11 protein-coding genes and 3 pseudogenes are annotated in these 16,443 nt (G+C 68.7%); 1 reads left to right on the top strand and 13 read right to left on the bottom strand.

The features are described 5' to 3' along the window. Nucleotides 1-24: 24 nt before the first annotated feature. The 8 genes and pseudogenes from NQU54_RS42855 to NQU54_RS42890 form a co-directional block, all read right to left on the bottom strand. Nucleotides 25-339: a transposase gene (locus tag NQU54_RS42855; protein WP_372506388.1), complete on the bottom strand. Its 315-nt coding sequence runs from the start codon at nucleotides 337-339 to the stop codon at nucleotides 25-27. 119 nt (nucleotides 340-458) lie between these two features. After that, complete coding sequence (locus NQU54_RS42860; RefSeq protein WP_257635720.1) at nucleotides 459-1,454, bottom strand: dipeptidase; 996 nt, start codon at nucleotides 1,452-1,454, stop codon at nucleotides 459-461. Between the two features lie 3 nt (nucleotides 1,455-1,457). After that, nucleotides 1,458-3,227 carry a 2-hydroxyacyl-CoA lyase gene (locus tag NQU54_RS42865; RefSeq protein WP_257635721.1) on the bottom strand — a complete coding sequence of 590 codons (1,770 nt, stop codon included), beginning with the start codon at nucleotides 3,225-3,227 and terminating at the stop codon, nucleotides 1,458-1,460. Next, nucleotides 3,224-4,831, bottom strand: a complete 1,608-nt coding sequence (locus NQU54_RS42870; protein ID WP_257635722.1) for an AMP-binding protein — start codon at nucleotides 4,829-4,831, stop codon at nucleotides 3,224-3,226. Before NQU54_RS42870 ends, NQU54_RS42865 begins: the two co-directional genes overlap by 4 nt. 172 nt (nucleotides 4,832-5,003) lie before the next feature. After that, a pseudogene (locus tag NQU54_RS50620) lies at nucleotides 5,004-5,395 on the bottom strand (IS982 family transposase); the annotation flags it as partial. Between the two features lie 195 nt (nucleotides 5,396-5,590). Next, nucleotides 5,591-5,806 (bottom strand): annotated as a pseudogene (locus NQU54_RS50625) (aldehyde dehydrogenase family protein); the annotation flags it as partial. Nucleotides 5,807-5,865: 59 nt separating this feature from the next. Further along, nucleotides 5,866-7,449 (bottom strand): alpha/beta hydrolase, encoded by a 1,584-nt coding sequence (locus tag NQU54_RS42885; RefSeq protein WP_257635723.1) that lies wholly within the window; start codon nucleotides 7,447-7,449, stop codon nucleotides 5,866-5,868. A gap of 82 nt (nucleotides 7,450-7,531) precedes the next feature. Beyond that, nucleotides 7,532-9,091 carry an alpha/beta hydrolase gene (locus tag NQU54_RS42890; RefSeq protein WP_257635724.1) on the bottom strand — a complete coding sequence of 520 codons (1,560 nt, stop codon included), beginning with the start codon at nucleotides 9,089-9,091 and terminating at the stop codon, nucleotides 7,532-7,534. A 237-nt stretch (nucleotides 9,092-9,328) separates the two neighbouring features. On the opposite strand from NQU54_RS42890, the pseudogene NQU54_RS42895 reads away from it, so the two are divergent. Further along, nucleotides 9,329-9,652, top strand: a pseudogene (locus NQU54_RS42895) (IS701 family transposase); the annotation flags it as partial. A 210-nt stretch (nucleotides 9,653-9,862) separates the two neighbouring features. Here NQU54_RS42895 and NQU54_RS42900 read toward each other — a convergent pair. The 5 genes from NQU54_RS42900 to NQU54_RS42920 all read right to left on the bottom strand — a co-directional run bounded on the left by NQU54_RS42900 (nucleotide 9,863) and on the right by NQU54_RS42920 (nucleotide 16,359). Then, the gene (locus NQU54_RS42900; protein WP_257635726.1) at nucleotides 9,863-10,897 is read right to left on the bottom strand and encodes a dipeptidase; all 1,035 of its coding nucleotides are present in this window, start codon (nucleotides 10,895-10,897) and stop codon (nucleotides 9,863-9,865) included. 3 nt (nucleotides 10,898-10,900) lie between these two features. Then, on the bottom strand, nucleotides 10,901-12,796 hold the full coding sequence (locus NQU54_RS42905) for a S9 family peptidase (protein WP_257635727.1): 1,896 nt from the start codon (nucleotides 12,794-12,796) through the stop codon (nucleotides 10,901-10,903). Continuing rightward, nucleotides 12,793-13,692 carry an alpha/beta fold hydrolase gene (locus tag NQU54_RS42910; RefSeq protein ID WP_257635728.1) on the bottom strand — a complete coding sequence of 300 codons (900 nt, stop codon included), beginning with the start codon at nucleotides 13,690-13,692 and terminating at the stop codon, nucleotides 12,793-12,795. The genes NQU54_RS42905 and NQU54_RS42910 overlap by 4 nt, the downstream gene beginning before the upstream one ends. Next, entirely contained in the window at nucleotides 13,685-14,689 is a 1,005-nt protein-coding gene (locus tag NQU54_RS42915; RefSeq protein WP_257635729.1) for a dipeptidase, read from the bottom strand. The genes NQU54_RS42910 and NQU54_RS42915 overlap by 8 nt, the downstream gene beginning before the upstream one ends. A 182-nt stretch (nucleotides 14,690-14,871) precedes the next feature. After that, entirely contained in the window at nucleotides 14,872-16,359 is a 1,488-nt protein-coding gene (locus NQU54_RS42920; protein WP_257635730.1) for a S10 family peptidase, read from the bottom strand. Nucleotides 16,360-16,443: the final 84 nt, after the last annotated feature.

Below are 16,443 nucleotides of genomic sequence, written 5' to 3' on the forward strand. Positions count from 1 at the left end.
AGTGTCCAGTCACAAGGGGAAGCTTCAATCACCTGCTCGGCCTCGTCCGGGGACGGTCGATCTCCTGGGCGAAAAAATGCTCGCGGCTTTGAGGATCTCGTTCGCTCGCCGCAACTCGGCGTTTTCCCCGCGAAGTTGGCTCAGCTCTTCGCGTTCCGCTGTGGTCAGCCGGTCGTCGCGTTCGCCGGAATCGGCCTCGGCCTGGCGGACCCAGGTCCGCGGGGCTTCCTTGTGGATGCCCAGGTCCTTCGCAACGTGCGCGACTGGCCGGCCTGTGGCCCGGACCTCACGGACCGCGCGCTCGCGCAGTTCGTCGGGGTATTTGCGTGGTGCTGGCACTGCTGGTGTCTCCTTACGCCCGGGATCGTAACCCAGACATCAGGGACTCCAAGAAACCGAGGGCAGCTCATTCCGCGCCAACCCCGGTCTGGTAGAGCGGCTGCCCACTTGGCGTATCACTACGCGGACGGCCGGGTCCTCTCCAGCATCCGCAAGTAGTTGCCCCCGCAGATCAGGTCGATCTCGTCCAGGGTGAGGCCGCGTTCGGCAAGGCCGGCGGGAAGCTTGTTGAGCTGGCCTGCCTCCTCGATGCCCTCCGGGCCGCGGCCGTAGATCTGCGCGCCGGTGTCGCGCAGGCCGTGTGAGCCGTCGGGGTCGACGGACTTCATCACGGACGCCAGCATGTCCATCGGGCCCTCCCAGTAGTCGGCGCCGATGGCGATGTGCTCGGGCCCGACCAGGTCGTACATGTGCATGGCGTGGTCGAGGAGGTCGGACAGCTTGGCCTGGAGGGGGTCACGGCCGACATACTCGCGGCAGCTGTTCAGGCCGATGACGCCATTGCGCCCGGCCACGGCTTTGATCTGGTCGTCGGTGAGGTTGCGCGGGTGCGGGCGGATGGCGTCGGCGTTGGAGTGGGAGACGAAGAGGTCGCCCTGGTAGAGGTCGAGTGCGTCCCAGAACGACCCGCGAGAGGTGTGTACGAGATCGACCATCAAGGGCAGGCTCTCCAGCTCTTTCAGAGTGGCCTTGCCGAGGTGCGAGAAGCCGCCGTCGCCGAAGCGCTCGTTGGCGCCGGTGCAGAGCGGGTTCTGCACGTTGTGCGAGAACGTGAAGGCGGTGCAGCCCAGTTCGGCGAAGATGTGGAGGGCGTCGAAGTCGCCGGCGAACGACGTGTACCCCTCGATCGACAGCAAGATCCCGAAGGCGCCGGGCGGCCGGTTCTCGTATTCGGCGCGACTGGTGACGAGCACCAACTCGCCTTCGGAGCGGTGGATCTCGGACAGGACGATGCCGAGTGTGGCCCAATCGCTGATCTGCACGACGCCGGCGGTCAGGCCGCCCTGCCGCCACCGCGGGACGTGGTGTCGGCGTAGCGCCTGGGCGGTGCGGCCCTCGCTCGCGTGCAGGCTGACCACGTTTCCGATGGCCGGGCCGACATAGATGTTGATCACTGCTCAACCTTTCCGTTCGTGGTGGGCCGAGGCGGCGCGCTCGGCTTCGTCCCAGCCCCTGACGACGTGCAGGTCGGGGAGGTCGGCCAGGCCCGCGGCGAAGTCGGGCGAGGGGATCTCGCCGCTGGTACTGACATCGATCAAGGACGGTGCGTGCGCGATGGCATCGCGCAGCGCCGGGCCCAGGCGATCGAGGGAGGTCACCCGCTGCGCGTGCAGTCCGAGGGACTGGGCCAACTGGTCGTAGCGGCAGCCGGGCAGCTCGGTGTTGAAGCGCGGATTCCCCGCGTAGTTGGCGACGTGGTCCATACGCTCGATGTTCCAGGCTCGGTTGTTGGAGATCACGAAGACCGGTCTGGCACCGGAGCGCCGGGCCGTGTCCAGCTCCATCGCGTTGAAGCCGAACGCCCCGTCGCCGATCACCGCGACCACGGTGCGCTCGGGATGGATCAGGGATGCGGCGACGGCGAAGGGCACGCCGACGCCCAGCAGGCCGAAGGTGCCGGTGTCCAGGCGTGGTGGCGGGACCAGTCCGACGCGGGCGAACGACAGGGTGTCGCCACCGTCGGCGATGACGATCGGGTCCCGGTCCACGAGCGTCTCGTTGATCACGCTGAGCATCGCGTTCGGGTGGATGGCGCCGTCCGGGCCGGTGGGCTCGCCGCGGGCACGCTCGCCCCAGCGCTTGCGGCGCTGCGCATTGCGATCCCGCATCTCGCTCAGCCACCCGGTGTCCGGGGCGGTGGGTGCGGCGTCCCTCGCTGCGAGGAGCTCCAGCGCGCTGCCGGCGTCGGCCTTGACCTGCACGTCGCCGACGCGGTTCGCAGTGAGTTCCGCCGTGTGGCGGCCGATCCGGATGAAGGTGGTGGCGTCGGGGAAGGCCGCGTTCGATCCGTAGGCGAGAGCGAAGTCCAGGCGCCGGCCGACGGTGATGACCGTGTCCGCGCCGCCCATGACCGCCGACCGCACCGCAGGCACATACGCGGGGTGGTCGTCGGGTACGAGCCCCCTGCTCTCCGGGGTGTCGAGGTACAGTGCGCCGCTGGTCGCGAGGAACCGCCCCAGCGTCGGCTGTGCGGCTCTGGCCCCGCGGCCGCTGATCACGACGGGCCGCCGGCTCGACCGTATGGCCGCCGCCGCGGCGTCGATCGCTGCCGGCAGGGGCGCGATCGGCCCGGGAGCGCGCGGCGCGCCGCTGATCTGCTCGGCCCGGCTCCACGTCGACTCCCCCCGCAGCAGATCCGTGGGGAAGTCCAGAAAGGCCGGGCCGGGGGGCGCCTCGTCGCCGATCGCGGCTCCGAAGGCGGCGTGCAGAAGCGGCAGCAACTGGCGCGGGTGCCGGACGGTGGCCGCCAGCCGCGTGATCGACCGGACCAACTCGGCCTGGTCGAGCTCCTCCAGAGCCCCCAGGCCCAACTGGGCGCTGGGCGGCAGCGCCGAGAGGATCAGCACCGGCACCCGGGCCTGGTGGGCGGCGGCGATGCCGGGCACCGCGTTCGCCAGCCCCGGCCCCGTGGTCACGACGGCGACCGCGAGCTCACCGGTGAGCTCCGCGTCCGCCTGGGCCATGTGCACGGCCGCCGCCTCATGCCGTACGTCGAGCACGCGCAGCCCCGCCCGGGTGGCCTCGTCCCAGAGCGGCTTTATGTGACTGCCGGTGAGGCCGTAGATCCGCTCCACGCCGGACCGGGCCAGGAAGGCGGCGACGGCATGCGCGACCGAGTGCGGGCGGCGGAGGAACTCCGCGGGCAGCGGTGTGGGCGGGTACGTCACCGGACGGCCCCGCCTTCCGCGACCTCGCCGCGCTCGGTGTCCCAGGTCGCCGGGGTGAGTCCACGCCGGCGCAAATCCGGCTTTGAGATCTTCTCGGTCGGGGTGCGTGGCAGCGGTTCGCGGACGATCTCCAGATAGCGCGGCACCATGTACTTGGGCAGTTGCCGCCGGCAGTAGGCGAGCAACTCGGCAGCGTCCAGGGCGACGCCCGGCTCGGCGACGGCGATCAGCATCACGTCGTCCTCGCTGAGCTCGGAGGAGACCGCGATCGCGGCGCACTCCCGGACGGCCGGGTGGTCGTTGACCACGGACTCGAGCTCGAAGGCGGAGATGTTCTCGCCACGGCGGCGGATCACGTCCTTGATGCGGTCCACGAAGTACAGCCAGCCGTCCTCGTCCAGGTAGCCCGCGTCGCCCGTGTGGAACCACAGATTGCGCCACGCCCGGTGGGTCTCCTCGGGCATCGCGTGGTAGCCGAGCGAGATGCTCCAGGCATGCTTCGGGCGGACGACGATCTCGCCCGTCGCACCGGGAGGGAGCGGTTCGTCGAGCTCGTCGACGATCCGCACCTCGAAGTGCTCGGAGGCCACCTTGCCGGCCGATCCGGGCCGCGATTCCCGGGTGGTGTCGTACGAGACCCAGTTCGTCTCCGTCTGGCCATAGGCCGTGACCAGCTGCAGCCCGAAGCGCCTCTCGAATTCCCGCTTGAACGGGATCATGGGCAGGGCCTGGGCGATACGCAGCGAGTGCTCGGTGTCGTCCGCCGTGGCCGGGGCCTTCCACAGCAATTGCGCCATGGCGCCCAGCAGATTGGTCGCGGTGGCGCCGCTCGCCCGGACCTGCGGCCAGAACCGGCTGACGCTGAACCGCTGCTGGAAGGTGCCCTTCGTCCCGAAGACCAGCGGGAAGTACACGCCCCAGAGTTGGGCGTCGGCGTGGAAGAGCGGCAGCGGCGAGAAGTAGGAGTCCTCGCGAGTGAGTCCCAGGCTCCGCGCATACAGCTGCACCCAGAGGAAGTACTGCTGGTGGGACAGCACAACGCCCTTGGCGGGGCCGGTCGTTCCCGACGTGTAGAGGATGGCCATGGGGTCGGTGTGCCGCACGTCCGACCGCACGGGGGTGCTGTCCGCCGTGAGCAGCTCGGCGAAGGGAACGACCCGCCGCACGGTGAGCCCCGCGGCACGCGCCTGCTCGGGCGATCCGCCCACGATGACGACGGTGTGCAGGTCCGGTATCACATTGATGATCTCGACGCGCTGCTCCAGGAGGCTCACATCGCACACCAGCACGCCCGCACCGGAGTTGGACAGGACGTGGGCGAGCAGCTTGCCCTTCAGCTCGATGTTGACCGGGACCTCGATGGCACCGAGCTTGGCCGCGCCGAACCAGGTGTGCACCACCTCGATGCGGTTCGGCAGCAGCATGGCGACCCGGTCGCCGGTTTGGACTCCGTAGCCGCGCAGGCTGCGGGCCACGCGGTTGGTGGTGAACTCCATGTCGAGGAAGGTGCACGCCGGTTCGTCGCCGAACTGCAGGAACTCCCGCTCGGCCGCGCGCTCCGCCCAGTGGGCCAGGATCGTCGGAAGCGTATGGTCCGAAAGCATGGCCAGAGAGTAGGGCACTTCTTGGCCTATTCCAATAGGTCTAACCGCGCTAACGTATTGGCTCCAGGCGACGAACCTGAACGGCACGCGCTGAACGCCGACGCTGCGGACCGCTGCTCCCCGGCGCGGATCTCGACGTGCCGGCCCTTCTAGACGAGTCATTCCGATGTGATCAGTGGTCGTAGGCGATCAGGGATCGCATGACCGGCTGCCCGGTCTTGTGGTTGTGCCAGATCGCCGCGGCCAGCGCGAGGACGCGCTGAGCGACGCGGCCGGCGACGCCTTCAAGGTCCGGCCGCCGTGCTGTTCCAGGTCGAGCTGGCCCTTGAGGGTGTCCTTCACCGACTCGATCAGCTGTCGCACCGACTCCAGCAGGGACTCGCCCTTGCGGCGTTTCTCCCGCTTGAACGATGGCCGCAGCAGCTCTGCCCCGCGCAGGGCCAGATCGGCCTCGAACTCCTTGGAGGCGAAGCCCTTGTCCGCGATCAACAGCAGGCCGGGCCGGTCGGTGACCGCGTCCGGTTCGCGGTCCAGCATCGCCGTCAGCACCTCGCGCTCGTCCAGCAGAACGATCTTGGACACCCTGCCTGCGTTCCCGGACGCACCATCAGCATTGGGAATGACTCGTCCAGGACTTGTCCGGCCGATCATGTGACTGTCTCGGGTTTGGGTCGCTGATGTGGCATGGGGCGGGGTGATCTGACGGATGCGGAGTGGGAAGGACCGCGGCCGTTCCGGGAGCCGGGACGCGGCCGCGATGTGGTCCGGGTCGTCGGTGTAGACCGTCGCGGCGAGGCCGTAGCGGGAGGCGGCGGCCCGTTCGAGCCCGGCGGCGAAGTCGGCCACGACGGCGACCGGCGCGATCGGGCCGAACGTCTCCTCGGTCATCACCAGCATGGAATCGTCGACGCCGGTGAGCACCGTCGGCGGGTAGGAGAAGCCCTCCCAACAGCACCGCGGGCGCGAACGCTGCATTCGACGCGGCGAACGCGCCCGGCCTATGGCATGGTCACCCACCGGTCCGCTGAACGGCGCTACGGGGCGGGCGCGAGGAGCGCATGCTCCGGGAAGCGTTCGGCGGCTTGCTTGGTGAACGGGAGTACGTCCGGTTTGCAGCTCGCGCCGTCGGTGGCCTTGAGTTCCACCAAATACCGTGTGACCAGCGAGTCCATGCACTTGCCCTGCAAGAACGAGCCTCCATGCGCCCATCCCTCCAAGGTCGCGACGCGCGCGTTGGGGAACTTGTCGGCGAATGGGCGGGTGGCCTCGTACGGGGTCGCAGGGTCGAAGCGGCTGCCGATCACCAAGACGGGTTTGTCGACTGTCTGCTCCCAGTCGCCCAGGTGGGCATCATCGTCCTCATTGCCGATCACCGCGCACGGGAGGCCGCCCCAGGCACGAAGGCGCCCAAAATGAGGCGCCTTGGCATCCTCAGCGGCGGCCAATGCAGGCAGGTCCCTCGGTCGGAATGTGTTCAGGGTGTCCACACACATGGGGCCCAGAGCTGCGCCGTCCGAGGGATAGTCCTCGCTCCTGCGTAGGGTGCTCAGGTACTTGGAAACCGCCGTCGCCTCTTTACGCGTGTGGCTGGGCGTGGCCAGCGTCGCGAACGTTTCGGCGAGGGCCGGCCAGCCGCTGGGGAAGTACAGACCGAGGAAGAGCTGTACGACAGCATCCGAGTACGTGATCTTGACGGGAGGTCCGTCTGGTGGATCGATCGTCACCGGCTCAGACTTGAGCCGCTCAAGGGTGTGTTCCATTACCGTCCGTGGATCGCCGAGTCCGGCGAGCGCGCACTGGTCTGGCCCCGCCGCCTTGCACAGCCGCAGGAACTCCCCATAAGTGCGGCTCGCTGCGGGACCCGAGCCGATCCGCGCCACCACAGGGCGTGGGTCGCCGTTGTATCCCGAGTAGCTCTCCGGTTCCAGGGTGCCGTCGAGTACGAGCGCCCGGACGTTGTGGGGGAACAGTTTCGCGTAGGTCGCGCCGAGGAAGGTGCCGTAGGAGTAACCGGCGAAGGTGAGTTTCTTGTCGCCGACCGCAGCGCGGAGCAGGTCCATGTCCCGAGCGACATTGGCGGATGAGGCGTGCACGATGCGATCGCCGGATCGCTTCATGCAGCTCCGGGCGAACGCGAGCATGTCGCGGGTGAAGCGCTTCTCTTCCGCCGAGGTGACGGGGAACTGAGGCATGCGGGCCAGCGCTGCCGCCTCCTCTTCCGCGTTCGCGAAGCAGGTGACGGGGTCCGAAGCGCCGACGCCGCGTGGGTCGAAGCCGATGATGTCGAAGTGCTCCCGCACGCTGGGCTGATACGCGGTCTTGCCCGCGGCCTGGACGAATTCCACGCCGGAGTAGCCCGGACCGCCGGGGTTGGTGAACAGCGAACCGATGCGGCGCTCAGGATTGGTTGCCGGCAGCCGCGTCAGAGCGATCGTGGTCGTCTCGCCGTCCGGGTTGTCGTAGTCCGTCGGCACCTCAACTGTCGCGCATTGGAAGTCGGCAAGCTTGAGCTCGCCACACGACTGCCAGTCGATCTTCGGCACCGGTGCGGAACTCGAGCGTGGCGCGGCGGCCGTCGTGCCCGTCAGCCCGAGCAGCGCGGCGACGCTCAGTGCCACGGCTGTCGTGCGGCTCCCTCGCAGCGAGGGTCGTCTCCGTATCATGGGGTGCTGCTCCTACTTTCGTGGTGACTACGGGAGTTCATCCCGCGCTGCAGAGCATATCCTTGGCCGGCATGACGCCCTTGACGAGGAAGCGCGTGGTGGTGGACAGCGCGCAGGAGTTGCGGCCGACCACGTAGACGCCGTGCCCGCTGCCGTCGACACTGAGCAGTCGGCTCCGGTCCTCGAACTTTTGCCGCAGCAACTCCCCGCCGCGATGCGGTGTCGGCACGTCGTGGAGGTTCTGGACGATCAGCACGTTCCGCGGACCCTCGTCGTTGATCGCGACCGGTGGTTCGGCCGGAGAGTGCGGCCAGAAGGCGCAGGGGGTGATGTTGGCCGCAGCGGCGCCGAACAGCGGGTAGCGGATGCGGTCCTCGGCGACTGCGCGGCGGTATGTGTCGATATCCTGGGGCCACTTAACATCGTTGCAGGTCACGGACACGAATACCGAGAGGAAGTTGTCGTACGGCGACGGCGCACTGGTGGTTGCGGTCGTGGTCTGCGACAGGATCGACTGCCTGGTTGCGGTCATGGTCCGCGACAGCGTCGACTGCCTGGTTGCGGTCGTGGTCGGCGACAGCATCGACTGCCAAAACTCGGCCAGCTCTGGGTACAGCCTCGCCGCGAAAAGGTCGCCGAAGGTGCTGAGCCGGAAGAGGCCGCCGTCGAGCCCCGCTTCGGGCTCCTTGTCGAGTCGCTCGGCGATGCTGAAGTACGTCTCGCGCACCTGCGCGGGAGTGGCGCCCAGGCCGTAGGTGTCGTGCCGCGCGGCCGCCCACTTCGCGAAGTCGGGGAAGGTGTCCTCCATTCCGAGAGCGAAGCGGCGCAGGCCGTCGCGGTCGAGGTGAGTGTCGCCGATGTTGCTGTCGAGCACGATCCGGTCGGAGCGCTTGGGGAACATCGACGCGTAGGCGGCGCCCAGCGCCGAGCCGTAGGAGTAGCCCAGGAAGCTGGTCTTCTTCTCACCGAGCGCGGCCCGGATGCGGTCCAGGTCGCGGGCCATGTTCGCCGTCGTCAGATGGCGGAGCCGGTCGTCGCGGTCATGGCTCGCGCACTGCTCGGCCACCTGCTTGACGATCTTTGCCTGCGCGGTGACCGCCGCGTCGTCGACCGCGTAGGGCGGGATGTTGGAGTAGTACGGGCTGTCGTCCGTGAAGCCGCACGAGACCGTTCCCGAGTGTCCGACGCCGCGGGTGTCCATGCCGATGATGTCGTAGGCGTCGGTGACGCTGGCCGGCAGGCCCAGGCGAACCAACACCGCGGAGAGCGTGAGCCCGGAGCCGCCGGGGCCGCCTGGATTGAGCATGAGGATGCCGCGCCGCTTCTTAGGGGTGGTGCTGGCCAGCCGGGAGACCATGAGGTCGATTCGGTCGCCCTTGGGCTTGGTGTAGTCCACTGGTACGGGCACGGTCGCGCAGTCCAGCTTCGTCGGTGCGGCTTCGGCCACGACGTCGTCGGGACACGCGCCCCACTGCACCTGGGCCGGTGGCCGATCGGCAGCGGCTGCTGATGCGGTGAGCGCCGGGGCAGGGGAAGCTCCGAAGCCGAGGAGGGCCGCGAGGGCCACACCCACGCCGATGATGCGTTGTCGTTTCATGTCCAACCTTTCCGATCAGGCGATGTGACGGTTGACGACGTCTTCCATGGGGGCGTGAGTGTGGCAGGTGGCCGGTCCCGAGAGACCTGTTTGGTCCCGACCGTCGGGGATGGGGCTCGTTGTCCGGTGCCACTCAAGAGGCGCCCTCTTGCTGACCCGGCCGTCCACGATGGTGATCGATTGACCGTTCAGCACGCCGTGGCCAGTCAGGGTGATGGCGGTTCCGGCGAGGAGGGGGCGCAGTTCGGAGCTGAAGGACGCTTCCGCCGCATGCCGGCACAGCCCGGTCCGAGCTACGTACTCGCCGTACCCAAGTCCCAGCACGTCTTCGGCCCTCGCATCGACTACCTCTTCGCCCAGGCACCCGACGAGGTATGGGAGCCGGTCTCGTGCGGTGACGGCGCGAAAGGGCCACGGCTCTGCCACTGGGCAGCCCACGAACTGCGCGCGGTAGCCGAGTTCGACCACCAGGGCACCGCTGTGATCCGCAGGCGGTGGGCACTGGCCCGCCGCAGCATCAGCAAGCCCGACGAGATCGCCTACTTCCCCAAGGTGCCCCCGGCGGCGTCGCCGAATCGATCGAGGAGGCCCGCCCCCAGACGTCGTCCGGGCGGTGCCCCTCGATGCCGATTCGGCGCCTCGCAGCTGACCGCACCGGGACGCCTCGCTACGGGCGAACCTTGGCGGACGCGGCACTAGTTCCGGGTCGCCGTACTCGAAGGCCATCACGAGTTCGGCCAACCGCGTCGACCGATGATCAGCGTCGTCATACTACGGCGCTGAGGTCGCTGCGGGTATGCCCATCACCTCGTCGAGCACCCGCATCGCGTTGCCGCCGAGCACCTTCGTGATGTCGGTGTCGGTGAAGCCGCGGGCCGCCATCTCCTCGGTGATCCTGGGCAGGTCGGAGGGCCGCCGGATCTCGCTGTCCTCCCATGTGACCTCCATGCCGGGAATCGCCCAGCCGCCGTAGACCTCCTGGTAGTAGTCGTCGACGAAGTCCGGGCCGAGCGCGATGGCGTCGATCGAGGCGACCGAGGCGAGGTGCTCGATGTGGTCGACCACCCGGGCGGCCGTGGGGCGGCCGGGGTCGATGAAGGGCGGGATGGCTGCCGCCACCCCGATGACTCCACCGAGGTCGGCGACGCCCTTGAGCTGGGCGTCGGTGAGGTTGCGATGGATGTCGGTGACGGCACGGCACGCCGAGTGCGTCGCCAGCAGCGGGCGACTGGCATGCTCCAGTACATCCTCGACCCCGACGATACCGAGGTGGCTGAGGTCGTAGACGATGCCCAGGCGCTCCATCTCCGCCAGGACTTCCAGGCCCTGCGGGGTGAGCCCGCCGCAAGACGAGTCGTCGACGCCGCTGCCGTCGGCGAGCAGCGTGCGGCCCATGTGCGCCAGCGACACCACCCGCACGCCGACCCGCTCCATCGTACGGATCAACTCCGGGTCCTGGCCGAGGGCGTGCGCGCCTTCGAGGGCGATGACCAGCGCGATGCGTCCGTCGGCTACTGCCCGCGCGATGTCGGAACCGGTGCGGCACACGACCAACTGCGGATACTGCTCCGCCAGACGGTGGATGCGCTCGATGAGCAGCAGTGTCCGGCGCAGCGCCCCCTCGGACTGGAACTGCTCGTCGATGTAGACCGGCAACACCTGGACGTTCACACCGCCGGCACGCAACTCCGGCAACCAGAAGTCGCCGAAGTAGTCCGGTCGGCCGCGGTGGTCGAAATGGTCCACCAGGAGGATGAGGTCATTGTGCAGATCGGCCACCAGGGCCTCGTCGTGCAGACGGGTCATCGGCTACCCCTCCCTCTCGGACTGTCGGCCGCCCAGGTGACGGCCGAGGAAGCGCTCCATCGCCCGGTATACGTCGATGAGGTTCTCCGGGTTCTGGAAGCGGTGCCCCTCGTCCGCCTTGACCAGGTACTCGACCTCCACCCCGCGGGCGCGCACCGCCTCGACCATCAGGTCCGACTCCTCCTGCACCACACGTACGTCGTTGGAGCCCTGGATGACCATGAGTGGGGTACGGACCTGGTCCACCTTGCTGATCGGCGAGCGGGCCAGCATGTCGGCCTCTTCCTCCGGGATGTCCGGGTTGCCGACGTACATGTACCAGTTGTTGCCGATCTGGTTGCGGGCGAACTCCGGCAGCGTGCGCATGAAGTTCGCCAGATTGGAGATGCCGCAGAAGTCGACCGAAGCCGCGAAGACGTCCGGAGTGAAGGTGACGGCCACGAGTGCCGAATAGCCGCCGTAGGACCCGCCGAAGATGCCGACGCGGGCCGGATCGGCGTAGCCCTCCTTCACCGCCCAGTCGACCGCGTCGATCAGGTCGTCGTGCATCCGGCCCGCGAACTCGTGGAGGGCGGCCCGCGTGAACGCCTTGCTGTATCCGGAGGAACCGCGCATGTTCACCTGCAGCACGGCGTAACCGCGGTTGGCCAGCAGTTGCACCCGTGGCTCATATCCGTTGCCGTCCCGGAACCACGGCCCACCGTGCACCACCAGCACCAGCGGCAGCCGCGCGGGCTCGACGCCCACCGGGAGCGTCAGGTACGCGTGCACCGTCAGCCCGTCGCGCGCTGTGAAGGCGACCGGGCGCTTGTCGGCCAGCGCGGCGGGGTCGAGGTGCGGGTACGGGCGGAAGAGCTCGCGGCTCTCGCCGGTCTCGTGGTCGTAGTAGTACGTGACGCCGTGGTCTGTGTCGTGGGTGAAGCTCACCACCCAGCGCCGCTCAGCCTCGTCGGAGGAAACGAAGGCCAGGTCGCCGTCGGAGAGCCGGGACAACTGCTCGTACACCGCGGCGAAGTGCGGGTCGAGCGCGTGGATGACCTGCCGCTCTCCCAGATAGCGGACCGCGAGGAGCTCGCCGGTGCGTTCGCTGCGGATGAGGGGGCCGGGGATCGCCGGGAAGACGGCGCCGCGGGTGTCGATCTCGTATGCGGGGTGGCTGTCGACGACCGTCTCCTCGCCGGTGGCGACGTCGAGCCGGACCAGGCGGATGAGGTCGCTGTCGCGGTTGGAGCCGAGCCAGATGCCGGTGCCGTCGGGGGTGACACAGGTCGGAGTGAGCCCCATCGGCAGGTCGGCGCCGTCGTATGCGGTGATCAGCCGCGAGGTGCCGGTGTCCGGGTCCCAGGCGTGGATCTCGTGGCCGCCGGTCGCGGGGATCACGGTCGCGAACAACTCGCCCTGCCTGCCGCCGAACCAGTCGCTGATGTGGCCGGGGTTCTCCGCGATGGTGGTGATCTCGCCGGTCGCGATGTCGATGCGGTGCACGTCGAGCAGGTCGAGCCGGCGCCGGTTCAGCACGGCGACGATGGTGCCGGGCAGACCGCTGGGCTGCCAGAAGTCCAGCGTGCGGACTCCGGGGAACGGAGTGAGGTCCACCGCCGGGGCGTCCGGATTCTCCAGGTCGACGCGGAAGATATGCCAGTTCTCGTCGCCGTCGCCGTCCTGGGTGTAGAGCAGCCAGCGCGGGTCGACCGTCCAGTGGTAGCCGTGGACGTCGCGGTGGTGATCGTGGGTGACACATACGGCGTCGTCGGTGTCGACGCCGCGGATCCAGACGTTCAGCCGACCCTGCTCCGGGGCGAGGTAGGCGATCTTCGTGCCGTCCGGCGAGATCGAACCGCCCGTGGCGACCGGGCTTTTGAAGAAGTCCTCGATCGGGATGATGGGGGCGAGCGTCATGACCTCCTCCTCCTTGTGCGAAGCAGGTCTTCGACGATGTCCGGCAGATATACGTGCTGCACGCTGAGATGGCCGTGTTCGGCGATGACGTGCAGGTCGGCGCCGGGGATGGCGCGGGCGAGCCAGACGCAGTGCTCGTAGCTGACCATCTGGTCGAGCTTGCCGGTCCAGATGGTGACCGGGGTGGTGATGGATCCGAGGTCGAAGCCCCAGGGCGTGACGAGGGCCAGGTCGTCCTCCAGCCAGCCCTCAACCCCGGTCGAGGTCGCCTTGCGCAGCCAGGACATCATGAGGTCGCCGTACTCGGTGGTGCACAGTTCGCGGTCGACCGGCGGCAGCGCGCCGTGGTAGGCGGCCACGAAGTCGGCGGCGGTGATCTCGCCCCAGCCGGCCACGGTCTTCTTCAGCCACGGCTCGACCGCCGCCCGCCCCTGTTCGGCGAGCTTCCACTCCTCGACGTTCTCCGGACCCATGCCGGCGTAGTAGTCGAGGCCGTCGGCGTCGATCGGGGCCGGGCTGACCAGGGCGGCCGCGGCCTCGCAGCGCTCCGGGAGCAGCGCGGCGCAGGCGAGGACGTGGGGGCCGCCGCCGGAGCCTCCCATGGTGAGGAAGGTGTCGACGCCGAGGTGGTCGAGCACGCAGGCCATGTCCTCGGCGATGTCCGCCATCACCCGCCCCGGGCGCGGCGAGCTCTTCCCGTAGCCGGGGCGTCCGGCCATCACGTACCGCAGGCCGAACTCGTCGCAGACCTTGGCGAACGGCGCTCTGGGCACCAGGCCGCCGGGGGTGCCGGCGTGGCAGAGGAGCGTGCCGGCGGTTCCGGTGCCGTAGGTCAGGATCTCGGTCACCCGGCCGTCGGGCATCGGTACGAGGTCGTACTCCCAGCCCTCAGCCATGCTGCTCACCCGGCCGGGCGCGCTCCAGCATGCGCAGATACGACTCGCCGCAGATGAGGTCGATCTCGTCCTGCCGCAGCCCGCGCTCGGCGAGGCCGGCGGCGAGGTTGCCGAGGTGTCCGGCGTCCTCGATGCCGTCGGGGCCGAACTCGTACAGTTCGCGGCCGCGCCCCTTGATGCCGTGGGCACCCTCGGGGTCGACCATGTCCAGGATCGGCACGAGCATCTCGACCGGGGATTCGCAGTAGTCGGCGCCGATGCTGATGTGCTCGGGGCCGATGAGGTTGTACATGTGCATCGCGTGGTCGAGCAGGTCGGACAGGGTCGCCTTCGTGGGGTCGGGCGCGACATAGCCGCGGAAGGTGTTGAGCCCGACCACGCCGTTGCGTTCGGCGACCGCCTTGATCTGGTCGTCGGTGAGGTTGCGGGGGTGCGGGCAGAGCGCGTCGGCGTTGGAGTGGGAGACGAACAGGTCGCCGTCGTAGAGGTCGAGGGCGTCCCAGAACGACGCCCGCGACATGTGTACGAGGTCGACCATCAGGCTGGTCTGCTCCAGCTCTTTGAGCGTCGCCTTGCCGAGGTGGCTGAAGCCGCCCTCGCCGAAGCGTTCGTTACTGCCGGTACACAGCAGGTTCTGCAGGTTGTGCGAGAAGGTGAAGGTGGTGACGCCGAGCGCGTCGAGCGCATAGAGCGCCTCGAGGTCGCCGGCGAGGTCGCCGTGGCCCTCCAGGGAGAAGAAGAGCCCGAAGGATCCCTCGGGGCGGTTGTCGAAGTCCGCCCGGGTCGTGCAGTAGGTGATTTCGCCTTCGGAGCGGGCGATCTCGGCGAAGTAGCTGCCGATCACCTGCCAGTTGTGTACCTGCACCACGGCACCGTCCAGCTTCCCCGCCCGCCAGCGCGGGATGTACGTATCGCGCAGCACCTCAGCGCGATTGCCTGGCATCGCGTGGTGGGCCATGACGTCGTAGACGACGCCTCCGACATAGCTGTTGATCACGTTGACTCCTCAGATGAAGTTTTGGCTGAGCCAAGTAGGCCAATCTCGGTGCGTGGTGCATGACCTCGCCGCCCCGCAGGATGAGATCGATGCCGACGCCGGAGTCGGCCGGCAGCGACAGGTCCGCCCGCGGGTTCCCGGCCACCGGTCGAGGAGGGTGGCGTCGTGGACGATCAGCTCTGTCACATCGCCTCGGCCATGAACGCGGCGATCGCGGCGGAGAATGCCTGCCGACTCTCCTGCCAGGCGTAGAACATGTGGCCGCCGCCGAAGTGGCGCACGGTCAGCCGGTCGGCCACGCCCGGATCGAGGCGCATCAGGTTCCGCAGCCGTTCGGTCATGTAGTAGGGCGTCATAATGTCGTACCAGCCGTGCGTGATGAACGCCCTGGTGTGCGGGTTCATCGCCATGCCGTACCGGAAGTCGTCGGTGGCGCCCGGGCAGCCCTGGAGGTAGTACTCGGCGTCGTCGTTCTTCCAGTTGGTGATGACGTCCGAGCTGATCAGCTCGTATCTGCGGTCGGTCTCGACGCCGATCTCCGAGCGCAGCTGGCGGTTGATCGCGGCCGTGTAGACGGCGTTCATGGCGGTCAGCGTCGGGTCGGCCCCCTCGTACGTGTCCCGGTCCGGGAACGGGTCCGGCGCGGTGATCGTCGCGTCGTAGGCGCCCACGACCGCGCGCCGGTCCTTCAGCAGCTCCCGCTTGAACCGGTTGACCCGGACGCGGCCTTCGGCCCGGTCGACGAACTCCGGGTCGAGGCCGGTCAGGTCCGAGTACCGGTTGATCACCCGCTCGCGATCCGCAGCCGGCATCGAGGCGCCGCGGGTGAGGAACGAGGCGTAGTCGCCGGTCGCGAACTCCTCGGCCCCGCGCAGCACGTCCGCGAGCGGGGTACCAGGCCGATACGCGCGCGAGCGGCCGTGGTGGGCCGCGGTGGCCGCCATGGTCGGCAGGGTGTCGATCCACGGCTCCACGGCGTAGTCGCCCCAGCCGAAGACGGTGCTGAGCATGCCGGGTTCAAGCGCGGGCGAGATCAGGATCACGCCGTTCAGGCCGACGCCCGCCGCCTCCTGCAGATGGCGGGTCAGCCGCCCGGCCCGGTAACCGCCGTAGCTCTCGCCGGCGACAAAGAGCGCCGAGCCCCAGCGGCCGTTCTCCGACAGCCAACGGCTGATGAACTCACTCATCGCGTCCAGGTCGCGGACGGTGCCGAAGTACTGATGCGGGCCCTGGTCCGCGCCGTCGCCCGTCCCGTCGTTCTTCGCCGCGTCCGATTCGATGACGCGGCTGAAGCCGGTGCCGACGGGGTCGACCAGGACGATGTCGGTGAAGGCGAGCCACGAGTCCTCGTTGTGCACGAGCTTCGGTGGCATCGCCGGTATGGTCCCGTCGGCGGGGAATTCGACCCGCCGCGGGCCGACCGCGCCGAGGTGCAGATACGCCGATGATGCTCCGGGGCCGCCGTTGAAGACGAAGGTCACGGGTCGCTCGGCGCCGGCGTCCTGCGCGATGTACGCGACCGAGAAGATTTCTGCCGTGGGCTTTTCCTTCTTGCGGAGAACGAGCCATTCGGCGGTCGCCGTGTAGGCAAGGTCGTTCCACGTCCCCGTGGTCGAGGCCGCGCGCGGGGGCTTGTGGTCCGCCTTGGTCTGCTGCTCGTCGTCGCTCACGTCTGCTGCTCCTTTGCTCGCGGTGCGGTACGACCACCGAGGTGGGCGCCGAAGTGGCGCTCGATGGCGTGGAACATGGTGAAG

This window comes from Streptomyces malaysiensis subsp. samsunensis, from assembly GCF_024519315.1.
GTDB classification, from domain to species: Bacteria; Actinomycetota; Actinomycetes; order Streptomycetales; family Streptomycetaceae; genus Streptomyces; species Streptomyces malaysiensis.

Coding starts and splice junctions, on each gene's coding strand:
- NQU54_RS42870 (WP_257635722.1), bottom strand. CDS start 4,831: ATGCTTTCGGACCATACGCTTCCGACGATCCTGGCCCACTGGGCGGAG.
- NQU54_RS42890 (WP_257635724.1), bottom strand. CDS start 9,091: ATGAAACGACAACGCATCATCGGCGTGGGTGTGGCCCTCGCGGCCCTC.
- NQU54_RS42900 (WP_257635726.1), bottom strand. CDS start 10,897: ATGACCCGTCTGCACGACGAGGCCCTGGTGGCCGATCTGCACAATGAC.
- NQU54_RS42905 (WP_257635727.1), bottom strand. CDS start 12,796: ATGACGCTCGCCCCCATCATCCCGATCGAGGACTTCTTCAAAAGCCCG.
- NQU54_RS42910 (WP_257635728.1), bottom strand. CDS start 13,692: ATGGCTGAGGGCTGGGAGTACGACCTCGTACCGATGCCCGACGGCCGG.